This is a genomic window from Bradyrhizobium sp. CB1015 (assembly GCF_025200925.1).
Classification (GTDB): Bacteria; Pseudomonadota; Alphaproteobacteria; order Rhizobiales; family Xanthobacteraceae; genus Bradyrhizobium.
On record NZ_CP104174.1, the window covers coordinates 5,618,740 to 5,634,992 of the forward strand.

Below are 16,253 nucleotides of genomic sequence, written 5' to 3' on the forward strand. Positions count from 1 at the left end.
CAGCGGCGCTTTTTGTAGACCGGCGCTCGACGCCCGAAGCATCAAGACCCTGCAAACCCAAAACAGTCCACAGTCGCAAATCCGATTCCAACTCAATCGGCCAGGCTGTTCTTCACGAACGGCCAAGGCTTTTCTTGCCCGGACGAATTACGTCGTTGATCACGACACTGAACTCCCGTTCAGCCTCTCCCCGTAATACTCAAAACACTCGTCCCAAGCTTTCGATTCCTCCCATTTGCCGACATACTCGACGGCGGAGTCTGCGTTGTATCTTCGCATCGGTTCGCTAAAGTCCGTTTGGTGATCGAGAATAACTTGAAGCTCCCTTCCCGCACGCTTCGAAAACTCCTTTGCGTATTTTTCCGCGAACTCCCCCTGCTTGCATACGTAACCGCTGGGATTTAGTTTCGTGAGAATTTGACTTTGCGACGGAAGTATCTCGACGAATTTGCAATAACAACGAGAGAGCAGCGATACGTGCGCATTGTCGCGCAAGTATTCCGGCACTCTTACGTGCGGAATTTGACCGCTCGCCCATGTTTTTACGAGATAGTACGTGAAGCGTTCTTCTTCGTAAGGACCGAAAGGATTGGCAATCACGAACTTGCCGAGCTTCAACTTTCTTTGCTCACAAAAGTACCGAAAGATTTCGTAGGTCATCGTCTTCGATAGTCCGTAAGGACTGAAAGCTCCGGGATCTCCCAACCCTTCATTGGATTCGAAAACTGACCCAGTCAGAATAACGCCCTGCCCCCCGCCTCCGTGGAAGATATCCAGTACACGTCTTAGGTTGTTAGTATTGTTTGCGGTTGCGGCCATGTAATCGAAATTGGGACTACGATAGTCCTTCATTTCCGCAGCATGATGGCAAATGAGCTCAAACTTGCCTGATTCCAGAACTTCCAAAAATTTTCTCGAACCAAATGAGACGTTCGGCTCAATCGAAGAGACTTTTTTGAGTTCCTTGAAACGCTCGCCACGAACGCCTTCGTAAGATTCGCTCCGCACGGTCGCCACAACTTGGTGACCCGCCCCAGCAAGCTCTCGCGCAAACCACAAACCAGTAAACGACGTAGCTCCGGTCAAAAGGATTTTCATAACATTCCTCAGTCAGCAGCGCGGAAGCAATTTCTGGCCGTTTCGCGTGCTTCTCGGATACGTGCGCGGGGGATACCGCTATTTACGGGCCGCTTCAGGGGCGCCCACCACATTGTGAACTGAAGCGGCCGCTGCTGGCAAATCACAGGCCGTCATTTTCACCTTAGGCCTCGAAGCAGTTCAATCCCATGAAAAGCGGGATTGAACTCGGGCCAGTTACGATCCTTTTCCGAGACTTCCACGGGGGCGCTGGGCCAGTTCACACCGAAGCGTGGGTCGTTGAAACGTATCCCTCGCTCTGCTTCAGGGTTGTAGAAAGCATCCACGACATAGAACACCTCTACGTCCTCGGTCAATGTGAGGAACCCATGCGCAAAGCCTCGGGGAACGTACATCATCAGCCGGTTCTCGGCCGATAATTCCGCCCCATACCATTGAGCAAAGGTTGAGGAATCCGGGCGGAGATCGATAATAACGTCGTACAAAGCGCCGCGGACGCAACGCACAACTTTGGTTTCGGCCGCCGGCGGTAATTGATAGTGCATACCGCGCAACGTGCCCGCCTTCGTGGTAAGCGAGTTGTTGATTTGGACGACCGGTGTAGGGATGCCCGCGATTTCGAATTCTCGTTGGCAGTATAAGCGCGCGAAAAAGCCCCTCTCATCGGCTCGCTTTTCCAGTTCGATCGTATGTGCGCCATGAAGCGGCGTCTGATGGAATTTCATCGGCAAATCCTTGGACCGGGGCCAATGCAGGTCAGGTTGAAAGCCCGCCTTCGGCGATGTTGGGCCTTGAATCGCATTAAAAACGAATTGGATTTGTCTACCGAGAGCCGCGATAGCCCGATCCAATAAACTATCGCGAGAGCGGCGAATGAATGTTGGGCCGACGTTGTCCGGCACGTCCGTGGTGAGGGTCCCCTTTGAACTCCGTTCACCATTTTTTCCAAGGGGCTTTGTTGCTCAACCAGAGGTCTTCCAAATATCGCTTGTCGCGCAATGTATCCATTGGATGCCAGAACCCGTCGTGAAAGAAGACGCTCATTTGGCCATCCTTTGCCAAGTTGATCATCGGCTCTCTTTCCCAGATCGTTGCATCTCCATCGACGTAGTTTCCGATCTTGGGCGATAAAACAAAAAAGCCACCATTGATCCAGCCGCCGTCGCCGCGCGGCTTTTCTTGAAAGCCAGTTACTCGACTCCCTTCGTAGTTGATTGCACCGAAGCGTCCCGGTGGCTGAGTTGCTGTCACGGTTGCAAGGCGCCCTTCCCGACGATGAAATGCGATGCTGTCGGTGATGTTGATGTCTGATACACCATCGCCATAGGTGACACAAAAAGCCTCGTCGCGTCCGATATAAGGCAGAATCCTCTTTATACGGCCTCCAATCATAGTCTCCTCCCCGGTGTCGATCAGGGTGACCTTCCAGGGCTCAGCGTGGTTCTCCAAAACTTCCATCCTGTGTTCCCGCATGTCGAAAGTGACGTTCGACTGATGCAGGAAGTAATTGGAGAAGTATTCCTTGATTACGTACCCCTTATAGCCAAGACAAATGATGAAATCGTTGATGCCGTGGCAACTGTAGATCTTCATGATATGCCACATGATCGGCTTACCGCCGATTTCAATCATGGGCTTGGGGCGGATATCCGTCTCTTCGGCAAAGCGCGTTCCAAGACCGCCGGCCAATATCACTGCCTTCATCGATCGCCTTCTTGCGCAGATCGCCCGCCATCTATTGCGGCGCAGCGATAAACAACGCCCCATTTAAATATACTAATCGAATACAATCAAGATTAAATCGGCTTTTATTTATTATGGCCCCGATATGGGCCCCTCGTCGCAACCCCCTCGGAGAATGATGCGGAAAGACGAGACGGAAGATTGACTGCGCGCTGAAGGCGAAGATCGCGCTGCGGGAGTATCCGACAGTGGCCGATCTGGCCCGGTGTTTATGCATGAAGAGGCAGCTTCTGGAACAAGCAGCGCGCTCGCACCATTGGCCGAGCCGATCAGAACAGCGCAGGCGGGCACGAGCGCGAGATGAGAAGCTTCAGGCCAAGACCGGCCAGTTGATCATGGACCGAGAGGCCCGGAAGATGAGCGATCCGGATCGCGGCGCGAATCGACCGCAGCTATCGAGAGTTGTCGGTGCCGCGGCAGACCTTGACCAGCATGCTGAGCAACAGCTTCGCACAATGCCCAACCGTATGGTGGTCGATGCGGGTACACCGCCTTTGCTCCGGTCATACCCGCAATATAAGGGGTCACTCCCCTTCCCGTACGGTCGATTGCGGGTATGTTGCGCGAGACTACTACAGCCTGTTCAGTTGAAATTCTCCGTCTTGAACATCAACATTATTCCCAGGCAATGGACAAATTCCTCTTGCGCCGTGCGGAACATTCCCCACGATACAAAACCAGCGGACGATCGCGGCAGAATCGCTGCGACGATGTCTGGCGCTGGCAGTTGGCTTAGGAATCACCCTGACCAATTAGGATCCCAAGTTGGATTGGAATAAAGACTCCCGTGTGCCCGCCAGCATCGGCCCAATCCAAATGAGCGAGACCTTCGCATCCTTAGTATGTGATATTTGAATATGCATCCTCCCCAACAGGCTTACATCATTCCAGATGACGGGTCTTCGTCCAAGAAAGCACCTGAACAATCTGATGTCTCGGCTACATTTTACCCCCGGCAAAATGCATACACCAATAGCGATAACTGCTGGGCGCCTTGTATGACACCGCTCCAATTTTTTGCATGAGGTACTCAGCGCTCCTTGAACGCCCTCCCCGCCTGATCCTGCAGCGGCTTGAGAAGGTAGGAAAGCGCGGTTCGACCTGCCGTCTTGATGAAAACCTCGACCGGCATGCCGGGCAACAACTTGGCCGAGCCGAGCTTCGCCAGCTCTTCCGGCTTCAGCAGGACGCGGCCGGTGTAGTAGCTCGTGCCGGCACGCTGATCCTGCGTGATGTCTGCCGAGACCATGCTGACCTCGCCGTCGATCTCGGGCGTGGTCTTCTGGTTGAATGCTGCAAAGCGCATCGTCGCGGTCTGCCCAACATAGACCTGGTCGATATCCTTCGGTGCGATCTTGACCTCGACCGCAAGCGAGTCGGCATCGGGAACGATCAGCATGATTTGCTCGCCGGGAGAGATCACCCCTCCGACCGTGTGGACGCTGAGCTCATGGACGCGGCCGGATTGCGGCGCCCTGATATCGACGCGATTTAATTGGTCGACCGCCGCTGTCTTGCGCTCGCCCAGCTCGGAGAGTTTCGAGCGGGTTTCGATCAGGTCCTTGCCGACCTCCGTTCGGAGGTCCTGGTCGATCTGAATGATCTGGAGTCCGATTTCGGAGATTTTTCCCCTCGACTGAGCGATCATTCCTGCGAGCTGGCTACGCTCGCCCTCGATACGGGCGGAGTCCCGCTCGAGGGAATTGAGCCGCGTGATCGGCACCAGATTCTTCTGCCAGAGGCTGCGTACGCCCTCCAGCTCCTGGCGGATGAATTCGACCTCCTTCTGCTTGGCCTCGGTCTGACCCGTATAGCCCTTGATCTCGTTCTCGAGCTGCGCGCTTTTCTCCTGCAACTGCGCTTTTTGGCCGCTCCTCGCCTGACGGCGAAGGTCGAACAGCTTCCGTTCCGCCGTGATCGCGCGGCTCGCCTCGGAGTTGCTCTCCTTGGCCCGGTCGAGCAGCACCTTTGGAAACACGACCTGCTCGGCACCATCGCGCTCCGCCTCGAGACGCGCCTGCCGAGCCAGCAGTTCATCGATGCTATTGGTGACGATCGTCGCATTCGCGAGCGTCTGCGTCTCATCGAGGCGGATCAAAACGTCGCCTGCATTGACCCTATCGCCCTGCCGTACACGCAGCTCGCCCACGATTCCGCCGGTGCCGTGCTGAACCTTCTTGACGCTCGAATCCACCACAACAACGCCCTGAGCGATGACCGCGCCCGACAATTGGGTTGTTGTCGCCCAACCGCCGATGCCAAACGTCACCAGACCGAGCATGATCATACCGACGATCATGTAGCGCTGGATGGACTGCATCGCCGGGGTTACCTGGCTGTTCATCGGTTCCCTCCCCGAGCTTCCGCGACGACCTTGAGCGGCACCGGATTTCGCAAGACCTTCTTGAGGACTTCCTCCCTCTTGCCGAAAGACTGAACCTTGCCGTCACCAAGGCACAAGACATGATCGACGGCTTCAAGCGCCTTCGGGCGATGCGCGACAACTACCACAATCCCGCCGCGGCGACGCACGTTCAGAATCGCCTCCGTCAGCGCCTCCTCGCCCTCGGCGTCGAGATTTGAGGAGGGCTCATCGAGCACAACCAGGAACGGTTTGCCATAGAAGGCACGAGCAAGCCCAATACGCTGCCGCTGTCCCGCCGACAGGGCCAATCCTCCTTCGCCAATTTTCGTGCTGTAGCCATCCGGAAGCGAAAGGATGAGATCGTGCGCACCAGCGGCATGCGCGGCCTCCAGAACTGCCGCAGCCGTCGCCTGCGGATCGAACCGGGCTATGTTCATGGCAATGCTGCCGTCAAACAATTCGACATCCTGAGGCAGATAACCGATGTGCTTGCCGAGGGCGTGAGAAGACCAGTGATCGAGAGCGGCATTGTCCAGCCGGATCCGGCCCCGAATGCCCGGCCATACCCCCACCAGCGCTCGTACCAGCGTCGATTTGCCGGATCCGCTCGGGCCAATGATTCCAGCCGCCTGTCCGCTCCGCAGTTGGAACGACACGTCGTTGACGGTGGGCCTCTCCGAGTTCGGAACGCCGATATAGAGATGCTCAACGGTGAGAGTCTCAACAGGAGGAGGCAATGCCAGTCGCTCCTCCTCGCTGGGCAGAAGCCTCAGCAAAGCATCAAGCCGTTGTCCCGACTGCCGCGCAGCGACGAACCCTTTCCAGTTCGCAATGGCCAGTTCGACGGGCGCCAAGGCCCGCGCGCTGAGGATCGATCCGGCGATGATGATGCCGGCCGTCGATTCCTGGTTGATGACGAGGACTGCGCCGACAGCAAGAACCAGCGACTGCAGGATCGCTCGGAAGATCTTGGAGGCTCCCCCGAGCCCGTTTGCAACATCGCTGGCGCGTTCATGGGCCGCGAGATATTTCGCGTTGACATCCTGCCAACGCAACGCCGCCTGTTGCCGCATGCCCATGGCATGCAGAACCTCGGCATTTCGTCGCCCCTCGAGCGCAAGCGCCGTTCGCGAGACTGCAAGGCGCGAGGACGCCTTCGCCGGCCCCCGCGTCCGGGTTTCCGTGAGCATGGTGATGCCGATCAACACCAACGCGCCAACCAGCGCAGTGATGCCGATCCAGAAGTGAAAGAGAAAGCAAACGCCGAGATAGATCGGCATCCAGGGCAGGTCGAAGAGCGCCGTCGGCCCGCCGCCCGATAGAAAACTGCGGACCTGATCAAGATCCCGCACCGGCTGCAAGCCGTCACCATCGGCCCTGGTCTTCAAAGGCAGGCGAACAAGCGCGTCGAATATGCGAACGCCGAGCCTTTCATCAAAATACCGCCCGACCCGCGCGCTGATCCTGCTTCTGACCAAGTCGAGCCCACCCTGAAACAGGTAGAGGACGATGGCCAGGACCATCAAGGCGATTAGCGTCGGTATGCTGCGACCGGGCAGAACGCGATCATAGACTTGCAGCATGAAGAACGAGCCGGTGAGCATGAGGAGATTGCTCATCCCGCTGAAGGCCGCAAGCGCCCAGAATATCCTGCGGCAGGACCGCAGGAATGCAGACATCTCCGATTGGGGCTCCTCATAGTTCTCCGCCCGCCCGAAACGGCCTACGAATATCCGTTGCCGAAGGGCTTCAACCATGCCCTTTGTCCAGCCGACGAGTCGCGACGTCGGCGCTTCGGCCTGATCCGCCAGCCGGCGCCCGGCCGCCCATAGACCTGACAAATGCAGAATTGAGATTCGATAAAGATTCGCAGGCAGGGGAATCATCCCCCGCCGTCCAACGTCAGTCATGACACCCGCCCTTTAGTGATGCTTTTCTCGGGGGATCCCCAAGCGATCCCCCGAAGCAGTTGTTGAGTACCAGCTTGTGCGGCTGATCCGTCTCCTACGCGAAGTGGAAGTCCTGGCTGTTCAGCTTGTCGAGTTGCGTGTTCTTCAGCGTGAGTGTGTCGCTCCCCGTCGCGATGACGACGTCGTGGCCTGACTGGGCCGCATGGGAGAGAACGCTGGCAAAGCTGTCGAACACGCTCTTGCTGAACTCGATCGTGTCGTGAGCAGGCCCGCGGGCAGCGAAGTCCTTGATGACGTCCTGGCCGAAGTTGGACGCAAACGTGAACGTATCCGCTCCCGCTTTGCCCACCATGACGTCATTGCCGGTGCTGCTAGTCAGCGTGTCGCTGCCGCGAGAGCCGATCATCGCCGCGCCCGAGCTGGTGCCGACCACGTGGCCTGTAGTGTCGACCTGCTCGGCGGTAAAGGCGTGGCTCTTGCCCGACAGATCCGACGTCTGGAAGCTCCACTTGCCGTCGGCTCCGGTGGTCACCGAACCGACCGAGGTCGTGCCGTCCGACAGCTTGATCTCGCTGTTGGGAGCGGCCGTGCCGTTGATTGTCGCGGTGTGGTCCCAGTGCTGGCGCACATTGGTGACTTCGACGGTTGCGGCGTCCTTGGCGCCGCCATGACCGATCGGCGGATCGATCGGCTGCGACAAGGCGCTGGTGTTGCCGGCTGCGTCGGTCGCCGTCGCGGTGAAGGTGTGCGACCCATGCTTGAGATTCGGGGTCGTCACGCTCCAATTGCCGTCACTTGCAACGGTCGCGGTGCCGAGCAGGGTCGTGCCCTCATAGAGGTTGATCAAGCTGCCGGCTTCCGCCGTACCGGACACCGTTGCGCGGTTGTGCGTCGTCGGATCGCTCAACAGAACCGGAGCATCGGGGGCAGCGGTATCCACCGTGACATCCAGTGCAGTCGATGCCTTGCTGGTAACGCCGGAGACCGTGTCCGTCGCAGTGAAGCCGTGCTTGCCGTCCGGCAGCGCGGCGGTCGTGTAGTGCCACGCTCCGCTGGCATCCGCTGTGACCGTGCCAAGCTGGGTGGCGCCGTCGAACACCTTGACCGTGCTGTTGGCAACCGCAGTCCCGTCCAGGGTCACTGTTTTGTCGCTCGTGATATGATCACCGGCGGTACCGGTATCGTTGGAGAACGAGGCGATCTTCGGCGCGGCGGGCGCAGTGGTGCTGGGGCCCGATGTGCCGGTGCCGGAGGTCCCCGTGCCGGCCGTGCCCGAACCAGACGTACCGGACCCTGATGAGCCGGACGATCCAATGACAGGATCAAAAGGCGCTGACGCGACGCTTACGTTGCCCGCAACGTCGGTCGCAGTGGCCGTGAGGGTGTGTGCGCCGGCCGCCAGAGCAGCCGTCGTTACCGCCCAAGCGCCGCTAGCGTTCGTTGTTGCCGTACCGACCTGAGTCGTGCCGTCATATACCTTGATCGTGCTGTTAGCTTCGGCGGTCCCGGACGCCACCACCTGATTGGCGCTATTCACGGTGTCGCTCGCGATTATCGGTGCAGCCGGCGCCTTGGTGTCGACGGTAACCGCCAGTGCCGCCGACGCAGCGCTGACCTGGCCCGACGAGTTCGTCGCGGTCGCCATCAGCGTATGCTTTGCGTCGGTCAAGACCTGGGTGATGTAATCCCAAGTGCCGGTCGAAGTCGCCGTCGTCGAACCGATCTGGGTCGTACCATCGTAGATTTTGACCGTGCTGCCGGCCGCAGCGGTGCCCTTGAGCTGGAGCGTGTTGTCGTTGGTGATCTTGTCCCCGGCAACACCGCTATCGGTCGAGAACGAGGCTATAGTGGGTGCACCCGGTGCGGTCGGCGTGGTGGGTGCCGTCGGGGTGGTGGGAGCAGTCCCCGACAACGGCTGCGGCGGAGGGATAAGAGCGCCCGGAACGAGCTGACCGTCCACGATCGTTGCCCAGCGCACATTGTCCCACTGGGTAATATTTAACGTGGCGCCTTCATAACCAGCCGGAACCGAGATGGAAAACGGCGCAGAACCAAACGAGTTCTGTATGAAATACACATCTTTGAGGGCGACGTTGTATGTGTGACCGGGTCCCGCATCCGCGTTAATACGCAGACCAAACGGACCACCTTCGAATACATCGTTCACGAACGTGAAGTTTCCGTCAAAATAGTCCGCCACGAAGAGTCCGGCGGTCGCATTTTGGTCATGGGAAACGATCATCGTATTTGTGATGGTCACATTGCCATGGCCGCCGGGAGCATAGGCCTGAATACCGTCCGCGTGATCGCCCGCCAGTCCCGTCGTTTCGATGTACGAATTATTGATGCTTACAGTCCCACTACCACCAATGCGCACACCTTCCTGTGAATTGATACGGACGTCGTCGATGCTGAATGAGCCGGTGCCTACGATGGACGCGGTATCGCCGGTGTCGGTAATACTCTTGTTCGAAATCGTCCCGCCATTTGGAACGTTGACCGAATTCGAAGTAGTAACCCCGCTAAACATCGGATCATTCCAGCTCAGAGGAATGGCTGCCATCTAGTTTCTCCTGGTAGTTTTCGATCTGGTTTGTCCCCGGTACGCGCCCAACGTTGATCCCCCGAGCGTTGGTACCGTAAGTGCGACCCGCTGGCGCGGCGCCGTTGGTTGGTCTTTGTCGATTGGCAGAGGCTTTTTTGCGACGACATGGCGGCCTGCTCAAGGTGATTATTGGCTGACCTCGCCAAGCGGCAAACAAATTTAAATATGGCGTCAATCACTTAATTAACTAAGGCACTCGTAGGAGCAGCAGTCACACGGAAAAATCAACAATATCGAGGAATACTGGTATGGACGCCTGCTCCCGTGGCGCGCTTCATTTCGCCTGGTTCGACTGCCACTCGACGACGCTAGACGCTCGACCTGCTGGCAAACCTCTTCGCCTCGCGGGCACGCGAACTCTGCAGTTTGTCGGAGATCTCGATGGGACCCTGCCCCGATCAACCGGACCGCTGTGGCCCGCACGGCATCCGCCGCCCCGCCTTGGCTTTTCACCATCTAGAAGCTCGTCGATGATTTAGGCGCTTCGATACCGAGTCAGATTGGGATCGGAAAGTTTTCTGGCGGCACGAGGATTCGACGCTTCTGCGGGTATCGCCTGACGGCGAATGAGGCCTTTCCGTTCGAGCGTGACGATCATCTGATGGACTGAGGGCGGGCTAAGACCGAACCATGTCGGCTTCAGCGGGGGCCGAACATACACGCTCTTTCGGCAGGCGCTCCATGATATTGCGCGCCTTGTGGATCTGGAACCGTTGGATCGCAGCGCCCGAACCGAAGGTGCGGCGGATCGCCTTCGACAACGCCTTCGCGCCGTCGGCGACGTCGGGGCAAGCCCGCGCGAGACCAGGTTGTCCAGCGGGGGTTGAACCGTTGCGGCATTCTCGGTCGCCCCCTCGCCAGCCTCAGCCGATGCTTATTGCCTTGGCCGTTACCCAATCGCGACGACCAGCACGAGATCGTCGCCGAGATGCAGCCCGTCGATTTGGACCACCAGAAGGTCGAGCGCGGACAGATCGGCAGCCATGAAATCGGCCGGCGGCCCCGCCGCCAGCGCGACGAACCGCCGCGAGGCCGACGGCTTCAAAACCCCTGATCCGGGAGGTGCCGGCACGTCAGCTTCGGGCAGCCGGCAGCGCGGCTGAACCGGCGCGTCGACACATTGATCGGCATCAGGTTCATCGCCCCGCGACCGAGCCAATCCTCGGTGCGCCGCCACCATTTCACCAGTTCGAATCGTGACCTCCCGGCCGGCACCCGGGCACTCGAGCCTCGATCTTGCCGGCGTCTAAGCGGATCCGTCCCCGCGTTCGGTCCAACGATGCGCCCGCTGCGCCGCGTCGCAACCGTGGCGGCCGACAGGCCGCCGTGACATCCGCCTCCATCGTCGTGCCGATCTGCCGATCTCTAGCATCACTCGGAACATGGGACGGGCCGCTTCGGGAAAGGAGCCGGCCATCGCTTCTTCCTCGATCAGATCGGCAAGCGTCGCCACATGCGATGGCCCCTTGGCAACGAACCGCATGCTCGGCCGCTGCGCACCTTCGCAGATCGCCTCGGCATCGATTGCGTCGTTCTTTTGCCCTTACAAACGGCATTACATAAGCGGGTGGGATCAGCCGAACCTGATAGCCAAGCTGCGTGAGCTGTCGGGCCCAGTGATGGGCTCCGCCACAAGCCTCTAAAGCTACGTGTAACTCGGCAGGACTGCCAAGAATCCAAGAGCTTTCCTCGGCTGATCCGTTTGCTGAATACAGCCCGTCCTTTCCGTCCGCTCCATAACGGGGCGCCGGGCGGCAAGCCGTGCCTGATGTTGACGCCGCTGACGAACCTTTTGCAGGTATTAAATACCATCAATAAACCAACTTAAACAAAATTAATTGGACACAAAGCGAAATAAATCGCTCGACCGCCCTCTCATTCGGCGGTATTTCCTCGTGGCTCAACGCGGAAGCCAGGCAATCTCCGCTTTAGCGTTGCTGTTAGGGGAGAAGCGGACACCGCTCGGGCGGGCGCTTAATGAGGTACACGTCTTAGGAGGGTTTGAGGGACCTATTGCGCATTTTAATTGGCGACGTTGAATAAATTTGTCGATCAGGTCCGATGAGCGCGTACAGATGTCTCTTCATGGAGAGCATATAAGGAGGGTACAGCGCCCGGCAGGCAACAATTTGGCCCTACAACCCAATTCAATCTTGAATGGTAATCCCGCATGGAACTGACAACGAGGCCGCTTAATCCGCCCCCTAAGTCGACGTGCTTGGTCACAGGTGGGGCAGGCTACATCGGAGGTCACACAGTCCTCGCCCTTCTCGATGCGGGACATGAAGTCATCATTCTCGACGACTTGTCCACGGGCTTCCGCTGGTCCGTCCCAAACACCGCTAAACTTATCATAGGCGACGTGGGCGATTTTGACCTGGTCTGTCGCGTGATCAGGACAAACGAGATAACTTCTGTCCTACATTTTGCGGCGAAGACTGTCGTGCCGGATTCCGTGCGAGACCCGCTCGGCTATTACTTGGCGAATGCTGTGAAAACCCACACGCTTCTCGCCGCCGCAATAAGCGAAAAGGTCGACAATTTCATATTTTCTTCGAGCGCCGCGATTTACGGAAATTCAGAATCGCTTGTTTCGGAGGCCCAGAAGCCTGATCCCCAATCACCATATGGCCGGTCAAAGTACATGGCCGAGTGTATGATCCAGGATACGGGAGCAGCGCACGAGATGCGTTATGCCATTCTACGATACTTCAACGTGGCCGGCGCCGATCCAAAAGGCCGAATGGGTCAATCAACGAAGAATGCTACTCATCTCATTAAGGTGGCGATCGAAACAGCTCTCGGGAAAAGACCCTGCATGGAAATTTTCGGAAACGACTATCCTACACCCGATGGATTTGCCGTCAGAGACTACATCCACGTTGCAGATTTAGCGGACGCTCACGTCCTCGCACTCAGCCGTCTGCAACGAGGGACAAGGAGCTTCACCGTAAATTGCGGGTATGGTCGGGGTTATTCCGTTAAAGAGGTTGTCGATATCGTCAAGGCATTAACTGGAATTGATTTTAAGGTTAGGTTAGCCCCGCGCCGAGCTGGGGACTTGGCATCGGTGGTCGCCAATAGTGATCAGCTTAGATCATTCGGTTGGCTCCCCCGTTTTGACGAACTATCAACAATGGTGCGACATGCCTACCGGTGGGAGTTGGAGCTGGCAAGCAAAAGGCATTGAAAGACCAGAGTACTAAGTAACGGCTCGGTCAGAATCCAACTCGCTTCGGAGGGGCGATCCTCGATCCCGGTACAAGCAACCCATTTACAATCGTGGCATAACGAACGTTGTCCCAGAGCATAATGTGATTCACGTGCCCGCCATAATCCCTGAGCAAGAACGGGCCATATTGGAATGGACCGACGAAGTATACGTTCCTTAGGTAAACGAAATTGTCGCCCCCGCTGTCGGGATGCACGCGCAAGCCATAGGGACCGCTGATAAAAACGACATCCTGCAAATCGATCGTGCCGGTCCAGTTATCTGCGACAAAGATGCCAGCGGTCGCGTCATGGTTGTAAGAATAAAACGTCGTATTTCTGATGGTTATGGTCCCACGATTCCCCGGTGCATAGGTCTGCAGACCGTCAGCGTGATCGCCGGATATGCCTTGTGCCTCAATGTAGCAATTGCTGATGTTGAATGCCCCCGAACCACTGACGCGAATGCCCTCCCTCGAAAGGATACGGCAGTAATCAATGCTATTGTTGCCGCTCATCCCGATGCTTGCCGGTTCAGAGACCTGCTCCCTAATTGAAGTACGAAAAAGGTTCTGGCCCCTACTGAGCCAAAGCCCGCTGGTTTTTTCCGTCATTCCCGTGAAGATCGCATCATTGAAGGTGAGCGGGATGGCGCCGACAGGCATGCTTTGCGGGGCATCGTTGATCGATTCTGCGTCAGCGTTGTCGCCAGAACCATTTGTTGCTCCGACGGTCAATGCGATGCTGCCCACGCTCTTGTCGAGAGCAACAATGCCAGCTGCCGTGACGGTCCGGTCCGACTTCATCGAATGACTGCCGGACGACGTATACCCGCTCGCACATTGCCCCACTTTCGGGATGGCAGGTTTGGCGTCCGTTGACGGCAAGCAATATGAGGCCGAGGACGAATAACCCGCTGGGCATGCAGGACCGCCATTCGGCAACGGCATCGCCGCTGTGCCGACAATGATTACCAGTGGAACGAACATTAAGACCAGCTTAGCCGCGAACCGGGGCCGAGGGGCGCACTTTGAGCATAAGTGAGCATCACCGCCCTTGCTCCTGGCCGCCCCTACGGACCACGAGCAACGCAAGGCCGCTGAAGGGCAATCCGGTGCCGGCGCGCCGGGGCGCCGCTTCCGACTAACAGGCCAAACTCGCAGCAGTTGGATCACATGGAGGACCTCTCTTTTTGCATTTTAGCTTAGTATCCGGCCGCGACAGACCTGCGGCAAATCCGGCTGCAGCCCTCTTTCTCGTAACATGTACCAAGTACCGGCCCGGGCCGTCTTGTGATAGATCTCCTTGAAGTGGCCTTTGGCCTGCATTACCGATGCTTCGGCGCCCGGTCTTAAGTGCTCGTGAATTTCGATGACCAGCGATCCGATGCGGTCGATCCATCCGGCACAGTTCTCGAAGACCTCTCTCTCTGCTCCCTCAATATCCATCTTGAGGACGTCGACTCGCGGCATGTCGTAGCGCCGCATGATCTCCGGAAGCGTCAGTCCATCAATACCTCCATCGGCCGTTGCCATGGTCTGCATACCCCACGATCCGGTGCCGGGGTCGAACATGTCAAGTTTCGCATTCTCCTTCCAGACTGCAGCCTGAAGCGGTTGAATGTTCGGGTAGGGCCTGGTGTTCTCAACCAACAGTTCGAAGTTTGCCGGGTCCGGTTCAATTGCCACGATTCGCGCGTTGGGCCATCTATTTGCAAAGTAGATCGATGCAAAGCCAATATTCGCGCCGGCATCGATTATGGTTGAAGGTGGCTCTGGAGGATTGAACAGGTACTCATGCTGCTGAAAGATGTCGTGGAAGACCCGGTGGTCTGACGATCGCATTCTGATCGTGAAAGGTTGCTTGATCCCATTTATTTGCACGCGAACGCGTTTCGGATGCCCTGTCAGGCCAAACCTGGCAATGCTCGAGACACCGCCAAATCCGAATTCAGTATAGTACGCACGTAAACCGGCGAGAAGCCCCATTTCTTGCCTTCCATCTTTTTGAAACTGATATCACGGCACGTACAAATTCCACTGGATAAGTCAGGAAACATCTTCACAGGTCGGGATGAGTGACCCAATGGGAATGAGCGTCTTGCGCCGCGGACGTTGTGGAAGCGAACCCGTTATTGTGATCGAACATCCACATGCCGCTACCGAGCAGGAAGATGAGCAAGACGTAAGGAGCATCCCACAAGTGGACTGTGCAGGCGGCGAAAGCCAGTCCGCAAAGCGTGATGATAAGACCCTTTCGGCATTGCGCTACCTCAAACGAGAGGTTTCTCAGCCGGCCCAGACCAAAGCAAACCGAAAGAAAACCGCCAGCCATAAACAACAAGCCGGGGAAACCGTACCGAACGGCGGTTTCCAACCAGAAGTTATCGATGCTGCCGGGCATCCACTCGGGACGATCCCAGTCATATAGAGCAGTTCCAAAGATCGGGTGCGCCATCACTGATCCCGTGCCGTACTGCCAGATGAGCACACGCATGTAGGAAGTGTCCGCATTGAACGTCAGATATGAAATGAAGACCTCAAAAGGGGTTCGGTTGGAGAGGACGTTCACGACAAGATAGGCACTGATCATCAGTAAGGCCAATATTGCCCAACGTCGCGTCAAGTTCACAGTAACTTTGTCCCAAGCGATAAACATGGCCTGAACGACGACCGATAGGAGAGCACCGGAGGAAAGCGAAAAGAACACCGCCATCACCACAGGGCCCAACGCTAATCGCCCCATTTGGCGCCGGGCGACGCCAAATGCGTAATAGCTCAAGGCGAAGGCACTTGAACACACGACACCAAACAAGATCTGGTGTTCGAAGGGGCCCTGAGCGCGTCTAAGCCCCATCCGTGGCTCATCATAAACGACCCTGTAGACCGAAAATACCTTGCCAAACAATTCAATCAAGATCGGCGAGCCCGAGATACTTTCATACGCGGCGAATGGCAGCAGAAAAACGACTATGAGTGCCAGACACCTCACCATGTGCTGAAACGCGAAAACATCCCGAACGTATCGCTTTGCAAGCAGGAAGGTTCCGAGCGTCTCGATCACGAAGATCCCTGCGGACTGCAGACCGCTGTCGATGCCGTGCTGGCTCACCAATACGATCGCCGGCCATATCGCCGCCAAAAGCATCAAGATGTCCGGCAGCCGTGTTCGCCCCATCCGTCCAGACAACCACGCTATCAAACACGGAATGAAGGTCGCAACCAGCACGAGCCGGTAAGGGGACAAGCGTATCGAGCCTATATAGATAAGAATCGGCATAGCCAACGAGAAAACGAAAACCGTAAGAAGCGGAGGGATCTTG

10 protein-coding genes and 2 pseudogenes are annotated in these 16,253 nt (G+C 57.3%); 1 reads left to right on the plus strand and 11 read right to left on the minus strand.

The annotated features are described in order from the left end of the window. Nucleotides 1-159 precede the first annotated feature (159 nt). From N2604_RS26215 to N2604_RS26250, 8 genes and pseudogenes are all read right to left on the minus strand, one after another. Nucleotides 160-1,098 carry an NAD(P)-dependent oxidoreductase gene (locus N2604_RS26215; RefSeq protein WP_260371029.1) on the minus strand — a complete coding sequence of 313 codons (939 nt, stop codon included), beginning with the start codon at nt 1,096-1,098 and terminating at the stop codon, nt 160-162. A gap of 158 nt (nt 1,099-1,256) precedes the next feature. Beyond that, complete coding sequence (gene rfbC / locus N2604_RS26220; RefSeq protein WP_260371030.1) at nt 1,257-1,823, minus strand: dTDP-4-dehydrorhamnose 3,5-epimerase; 567 nt, start codon at nt 1,821-1,823, stop codon at nt 1,257-1,259. Nucleotides 1,824-2,031: 208 nt separating this feature from the next. Continuing rightward, nucleotides 2,032-2,802, minus strand: coding sequence for a glucose-1-phosphate cytidylyltransferase (rfbF, locus tag N2604_RS26225; RefSeq protein WP_260371031.1), 771 nt, complete (start codon nt 2,800-2,802; stop codon nt 2,032-2,034). A 1,069-nt stretch (nt 2,803-3,871) separates the two neighbouring features. Then, complete coding sequence (locus tag N2604_RS26230) at nt 3,872-5,185, minus strand: HlyD family type I secretion periplasmic adaptor subunit (RefSeq protein WP_260371032.1); 1,314 nt, start codon at nt 5,183-5,185, stop codon at nt 3,872-3,874. Beyond that, on the minus strand, nt 5,182-7,116 hold the full coding sequence (locus N2604_RS26235; protein WP_260371033.1) for a type I secretion system permease/ATPase: 1,935 nt from the start codon (nt 7,114-7,116) through the stop codon (nt 5,182-5,184). Before N2604_RS26235 ends, N2604_RS26230 begins: the two co-directional genes overlap by 4 nt. A gap of 94 nt (nt 7,117-7,210) precedes the next feature. Beyond that, the gene (locus tag N2604_RS26240; protein WP_260371034.1) at nt 7,211-9,679 is read right to left on the minus strand and encodes an Ig-like domain-containing protein; all 2,469 of its coding nucleotides are present in this window, start codon (nt 9,677-9,679) and stop codon (nt 7,211-7,213) included. Nucleotides 9,680-10,383: 704 nt separating this feature from the next. Further along, nucleotides 10,384-11,076 (minus strand): annotated as a pseudogene (locus tag N2604_RS26245) (transposase); the annotation flags it as partial. A 116-nt stretch (nt 11,077-11,192) separates the two neighbouring features. Beyond that, a pseudogene (locus N2604_RS26250) lies at nt 11,193-11,491 on the minus strand (hypothetical protein); the annotation flags it as partial. A 400-nt stretch (nt 11,492-11,891) separates the two neighbouring features. On the opposite strand from N2604_RS26250, the gene galE reads away from it, so the two are divergent. Then, a complete protein-coding gene (gene galE, locus N2604_RS26255; RefSeq protein ID WP_260371035.1) occupies nt 11,892-12,911 on the plus strand; it encodes a UDP-glucose 4-epimerase GalE in 1,020 nt (339 codons plus the stop codon). A 28-nt stretch (nt 12,912-12,939) separates the two neighbouring features. Here the strand turns inward: galE and N2604_RS26260 are convergent, their stop codons facing one another. The 3 genes from N2604_RS26260 to N2604_RS26270 all read right to left on the minus strand — a co-directional run bounded on the left by N2604_RS26260 (nt 12,940) and on the right by N2604_RS26270 (nt 16,078). Next, complete coding sequence (locus N2604_RS26260) at nt 12,940-13,737, minus strand: right-handed parallel beta-helix repeat-containing protein (protein WP_260371036.1); 798 nt, start codon at nt 13,735-13,737, stop codon at nt 12,940-12,942. Between the two features lie 393 nt (nt 13,738-14,130). Then, nucleotides 14,131-14,919, minus strand: a complete 789-nt coding sequence (locus tag N2604_RS26265) for an FkbM family methyltransferase (RefSeq protein ID WP_260371037.1) — start codon at nt 14,917-14,919, stop codon at nt 14,131-14,133. Nucleotides 14,920-14,992: 73 nt separating this feature from the next. Continuing rightward, nucleotides 14,993-16,078: an O-antigen ligase gene (locus N2604_RS26270; RefSeq protein ID WP_260371038.1), complete on the minus strand. Its 1,086-nt coding sequence runs from the start codon at nt 16,076-16,078 to the stop codon at nt 14,993-14,995. Between the last annotated feature and the right edge of the window lie 175 nt (nt 16,079-16,253).

What these genes read in the sequence shown, in the direction of transcription:
- N2604_RS26230 (WP_260371032.1), bottom strand. Translation starts at nt 5,185, where the DNA reads ATGAACAGCCAGGTAACCCCGGCGATGCAGTCCATCCAGCGCTACATG.
- N2604_RS26270 (WP_260371038.1), bottom strand. Translation starts at nt 16,078, where the DNA reads ATGCTTTTGGCGGCGATATGGCCGGCGATCGTATTGGTGAGCCAGCAC.
- galE (WP_260371035.1), top strand. Translation starts at nt 11,892, where the DNA reads ATGGAACTGACAACGAGGCCGCTTAATCCGCCCCCTAAGTCGACGTGC.
- N2604_RS26260 (WP_260371036.1), bottom strand. Translation starts at nt 13,737, where the DNA reads ATGAAGTCGGACCGGACCGTCACGGCAGCTGGCATTGTTGCTCTCGAC.
- rfbF (WP_260371031.1), bottom strand. Translation starts at nt 2,802, where the DNA reads ATGAAGGCAGTGATATTGGCCGGCGGTCTTGGAACGCGCTTTGCCGAA.
- N2604_RS26215 (WP_260371029.1), bottom strand. Translation starts at nt 1,098, where the DNA reads ATGAAAATCCTTTTGACCGGAGCTACGTCGTTTACTGGTTTGTGGTTT.
- N2604_RS26235 (WP_260371033.1), bottom strand. Translation starts at nt 7,116, where the DNA reads ATGACTGACGTTGGACGGCGGGGGATGATTCCCCTGCCTGCGAATCTT.
- N2604_RS26240 (WP_260371034.1), bottom strand. Translation starts at nt 9,679, where the DNA reads ATGGCAGCCATTCCTCTGAGCTGGAATGATCCGATGTTTAGCGGGGTT.
- N2604_RS26265 (WP_260371037.1), bottom strand. Translation starts at nt 14,919, where the DNA reads ATGGGGCTTCTCGCCGGTTTACGTGCGTACTATACTGAATTCGGATTT.
- rfbC (WP_260371030.1), bottom strand. Translation starts at nt 1,823, where the DNA reads ATGAAATTCCATCAGACGCCGCTTCATGGCGCACATACGATCGAACTG.